The organism is Synechocystis sp. LEGE 06083 (assembly GCF_015207725.1).
Classification (GTDB): Bacteria; Cyanobacteriota; Cyanobacteriia; order Cyanobacteriales; family Microcystaceae; genus Synechocystis; species Synechocystis salina.
Genome location: NZ_JADEWJ010000296.1, coordinates 1 through 4457 on the forward strand (window position 1 = coordinate 1; position 4457 = coordinate 4457).

Annotated in this window: 7 protein-coding genes; 4 read left to right on the top strand and 3 right to left on the bottom strand. The window is 40.8% G+C overall.

Going from position 1 to position 4457, the window contains the following annotated elements; translation table 11 throughout:
• On the top strand, positions 1-695 hold a 695-nt coding region (locus IQ219_RS17095; protein WP_228017262.1), incomplete at its 5' end, for a glycine betaine ABC transporter substrate-binding protein.
• A gap of 249 nt (positions 696-944) precedes the next feature.
• Here the strand turns inward: IQ219_RS17095 and IQ219_RS17100 are convergent.
• The 3 genes from IQ219_RS17100 to IQ219_RS17110 form a co-directional block, all read right to left on the bottom strand.
• Complete coding sequence (locus tag IQ219_RS17100) at positions 945-2279, bottom strand: cytochrome P450 (protein ID WP_194073403.1); 1335 nt, start codon at positions 2277-2279, stop codon at positions 945-947.
• 63 nt (positions 2280-2342) lie between these two features.
• Positions 2343-2909 (bottom strand): site-specific integrase, encoded by a 567-nt coding sequence (locus tag IQ219_RS17105; RefSeq protein ID WP_194073404.1) that lies wholly within the window; start codon positions 2907-2909, stop codon positions 2343-2345.
• A 193-nt stretch (positions 2910-3102) separates the two neighbouring features.
• On the bottom strand, positions 3103-3243 hold the full coding sequence (locus IQ219_RS17110; RefSeq protein ID WP_194073405.1) for a hypothetical protein: 141 nt from the start codon (positions 3241-3243) through the stop codon (positions 3103-3105).
• An 82-nt stretch (positions 3244-3325) separates the two neighbouring features.
• Between IQ219_RS17110 and IQ219_RS17115 the strand changes: the two genes are divergently transcribed.
• From IQ219_RS17115 to IQ219_RS20600, 3 genes are all read left to right on the top strand, one after another.
• Entirely contained in the window at positions 3326-3649 is a 324-nt protein-coding gene (locus tag IQ219_RS17115) for a hypothetical protein (RefSeq protein WP_194073406.1), read from the top strand.
• 14 nt (positions 3650-3663) lie between these two features.
• Positions 3664-3948, top strand: a complete 285-nt coding sequence (locus IQ219_RS17120; RefSeq protein ID WP_194073407.1) for a transposase — start codon at positions 3664-3666, stop codon at positions 3946-3948.
• A gap of 130 nt (positions 3949-4078) precedes the next feature.
• Positions 4079-4345, top strand: a complete 267-nt coding sequence (locus IQ219_RS20600; protein ID WP_194073408.1) for an IS3 family transposase — start codon at positions 4079-4081, stop codon at positions 4343-4345.
• Positions 4346-4457: the final 112 nt, after the last annotated feature.

Below are 4457 nucleotides of genomic sequence, written 5' to 3' on the forward strand. Positions count from 1 at the left end.
GTACCAATATTGCCCATGAAGCAGTCAAGTCCGGGGCGATCGCCGGTTATGTGGAATATACAGGTACCGCTTACACGGCCATTTTGAAACAACAACCCATTTCTAACGCAGAACAAGTTTTCGAGACAGTTAAAACAGATTATGCCAGGAAATTTCAATTAACCGTTTTTCCTTCTTTGGGGTTTGAAAACACTTTCGCGCTTATTGTGCGTCCCACCGATGCCCAACGCTATGGTCTTAAAACTATTAGTGATTTAGTCCCTTTAGAAAATGAATGGCAGGCGGGGTTTGGTTACGAATTTCTTAACCGTCCTGATGGCTATTCCGGTCTAAGTCGTACCTATGGTTTGAAATTTGCTAAACCCCCGATCGCCATGGATTTGGGTTTAATTTATACGGCCTTAACGGCAAACCAAGTTGATTTGGTGGCAGGTAATTCCACCGATGGGCAAATTTTTAAAAATAAACTGATTGTCTTGGAGGATAATAAACGCTATTTTCCACCCTATTATGCTGTTCCAATTTTTAATGACAAAATCCTAAAAACTTATCCTCAACTCCGACCAGCAATCAATGAATTAGCCGGAATTTTGACCGCCACAGAAATTCAACAACTCAACTTACAAATGGATGAGGGCAATACTGACGTGACAAAGCTGGTGCAAGCTTTTTTACAAACTAAAGGGTTAATTTGATCGACCCAAAACTTTGAGCGCCCTTGCATCCGTTTATTGGACGGTGAATTGTCTATAACTTTTACTACCTATTAATCACTCTACCCCTAGCATTAATAACCGTAACTTTTTGTTTGAATGTAACTGTTAGTTCCAGCAATAAATTGAATTTACTGTAGCCGAGAAATTATAGCCAATATGGATCAAAATGAGCGGGTTATTTTTGCAGAGTTACAACGGTCAAATTTTAATTTGATTGTTTCCCTAGAATTATTTTAGTGAATGTAGCTTTACTCGTAAATTATCCTTAGGTCGGGGACTGGGAGTAACAACCAGCTCTAAATTTTGTCTCGGTAATAATGTCCAATCAAATTGCTGGATTAATCGGGTGGCAAATAACTTCATTTCCAACCGAGCAAATTCCTTACCTAAACACTCCCGTAAGCCACCCCCAAAGGGAACATGGGCAAAGGGGGGATTGTGAATCGTACTACCATCAGGGGCAAACCGTTCTGGATCAAACTTTTCTGGATTAGGATATAAATCAGGATCGGCGTGGGTTTGGCTAATTTGATAAGAAACTAACCAGCCCTTGGGAAAATGAAAACCCTGAAATTGACAGCCTTGGATTAATTCTCGAAAACCACCCCCCACAGGAGGGATTAACCGTAATACTTCCTGCAACACTTGATCTAAATAGGGCATTTTTTTAAGAGTTTCTGCTGTCAGTTCTTGCCCTAATTGCAATTTATTTTGTTCCTGTCTTACCTTTTCCCGAATGTCGGAATGCTGTCCTAACAATAGACAAAGAGATGATAATGCCGAGGTTAGAGTTTCATGCCCCGCAAACAACAACAACAAAATTTGATCCTTCAGCTCCGGTAAAGATAACGGTTGATTATTATCATCTCGGGCGGCTAATAACATGCCCAATGCATCTTCTTCCTTGGGGGGGTGCTGTTGTCGAGTTTTGATCATTTGTTCAAGCTCGGCCAATAACAAAGCCCTTGCTCGTTGGGATTTACCAAATAGGGTATTAGGCAAAGGAATTGGTAGACTAAATAGTCCTTGAATATAGGTTTCAAACCAAGGAAATAAATGAGGATTTTGGCTTGCTCCTTCCCCCATAAATAACGTTGCCGCCACATCGAAAGTCATTCGTCTTAATTGCGGATACCAAATCACTTCATCGGCTTTTCCCCATTGCTCCAAATATCCCTGAATAATGCCATCCATTTTCGGTAAATAACCGTCCAATGCCCTGGGCAAAAAAGCTTGGTATAGAATTTTACGGCGTGAGCGATGTATTTCCCCCATTTGAGTCACTAACGCATTAGGCCCTAGCAAAATTCTGGTGCTGAGGGGCCAAGTTGCTTGAAAAGTTTCCTGTTCCTTGGTGAATAAAAAGCGGTTTGCTAATGCCCCAGAAACAAAAATGACATTTTTACCAAATAAACGGGTTTTAAAAATTGGCCCAAATTGCTGTTGCCGCTTTTTACTGAAGTCCCCATCATTAAGAAAATCGAGGGTTTCTCCTAACCACGGTAAGCCAAAGTCACCGGGGGGAATAGGTAAAGAATCTAAATTTGTAGGAGAAGTTGTCATAGAAAAAAAAGGGTAGTTTGTTCAAGATTAATACTTACGAAGTCGTTGTCCTATCAATCAATTTTAAAATGAAATTTTAGATAAAGCTTGCTCCTTCTCCTGTTCAGAAACCTCCAGATAATGGGACAGAACATTCAAATTCTTGTGACCACTAATTTTCTGAATAACCCTCAAATTGATACCCTTCCGGCACATCATAGTTAACGCAGTGCGGCGGAAAGAATGGGTCGATACTCCCCTAACTCCAATCAGGTCTGTGGCGGCTTTCAAAATTTTATGGGCCATGGAAGGATGGAGGTGTGACCCCACCCGTTTTCCCCGAAATACATAGGACGATGGAAACCTAAAGCATTGTTGAACTTGCCGATATTCATCAAACAAAACTCGTAACGCTGGGGAAATGGCCACAGTGCGACTAGATTTGGTCTTGGTTTTTTCAATGCGGAAAGTCATGGCATCAGCGGTGACATCAGCCCAAGCAAGAGAACAAGCTTCCCCAATGCGGCAACCAGTATAAAGACAAATGCCAAACAAGAGGCGATCGCGGGGAGTGAGCAATCCAATGGTGAACAGGTCATGCAGTTCCTGCTCTGTAAGTACCTTTGCTTGCCCCTGACGGTTAATTTTCATTCAATAAAATTAGGGAAATATTGAATAGCTTCCACAAGCCTAATTCTATCGTGAAATTTTTCCAACTCTCCATCGCTCAACATAAATTACTGCTAATTATTCTCAGTTGATAAATTCTGAAAACTGCCACTATGCCCTAAATCGTCTAATTTGGGTCTTTGCTGAAGAAAATGATGTAGTTTAACCTAAAAACTCAAATATAAAGATTACAGGCGATTCTCAATGGTGTAATTTGTACTGCTTTAGTGCAACTCGATAAATCATATCGGTTATTGGCGATCGCCTTTTCTGTTGTGACCCTAGCATAGTTGACTAGTGCATGCACTAGACTCATTATTACTAATAATACTGTATGTTCTAGTTTTTAAAGAAAGGGTTTTATTGGTTTCTCCCTTCACTACTCCCCGGTTGCTGTCATGTCTCTCCTGCCTATCGCCAACCATCTGGCCAACGTTTACTCTTGTCTGTCCGAATTCGCCCTTACCGATACCTTTTGGGCAAACTTTGAATCCATTTACGGCACAGAATACGATTTTGCTAAGGTGGAGGCGATACGAAGCAGTTGGGGCAACCAAGATTTTAGTGCCTTACCCTCCATTGAAGTGGTCAGTGCCGAGGTTTTAGGCTCTGCTTTGGGGGGCTATGCGGCGAGTAACAACACCATTTATCTATCTGATGTGTATAATGCTCCCCAAAAAATGGACAGTGAAGTAAGAGAGAGAAGGAAAAGCCCAATTTAGTACGGAGTAAGTAAATGCAAAGGAAAAAACACAGTCCAGAATTTAAAGCAAAAATTACCTTAGAGGCTCTAAAGGAGCAGAAAACTATCAATGAAATAGCAAGCCAATCAGGGGTACATGCAACCCAAATTAATAACTGGAAAAAACAAGCTCGAGAGGGACTGAAAGAAATCTTCAATCAGAAGATAGATAAAAATAGTGATAGTCAAGAATCACTAATTAGCCAACTCTATGAACATATAGGCCGTCTAGAAGTAGAACTAGACTGGTTGAAAAAAAAATCTGGGCTCAACTATTGAAGAAAAAAGGAGGCTTATTGAACCCTATCACCCAAAAATCAGTATTGAACGTCAATGTGAATTGATTGGTTTAAATCGCTCAAGTTACTATTATCAACCAAGGAGGGAAAGTGATTACAATGAATATCTAATGCGAAAGTTAGATGAGCTTTATACAGAGGAACCCTCTTATGGAGTAAGGCGAATGACCGCTGTTCTCAGGCAACAAGGTGAGAACGTCAATGTCAAACGAGTCCGTCGCTTACTTCGGTTAATGGGACTCGAGGCAATCTACCCTAAACCTAACACCAGCAAGGGAGGTAAGGAGAATATCCGCCGTTATCCCTACCTTCTCAGAGGCCTAATGATTGAAAAAATCAATCAGGTATGGAGTACGGATATAGGGACTGTAAATTAATTTGTGTAAAAGCAAAAATACAAATTAACCCATTTCACCAAGGAGGCAATGATGGCAAGGAAGAAAAAAGAGGATACCGTAGCCGATAAATTAATGGATGAACTGTTAAAGG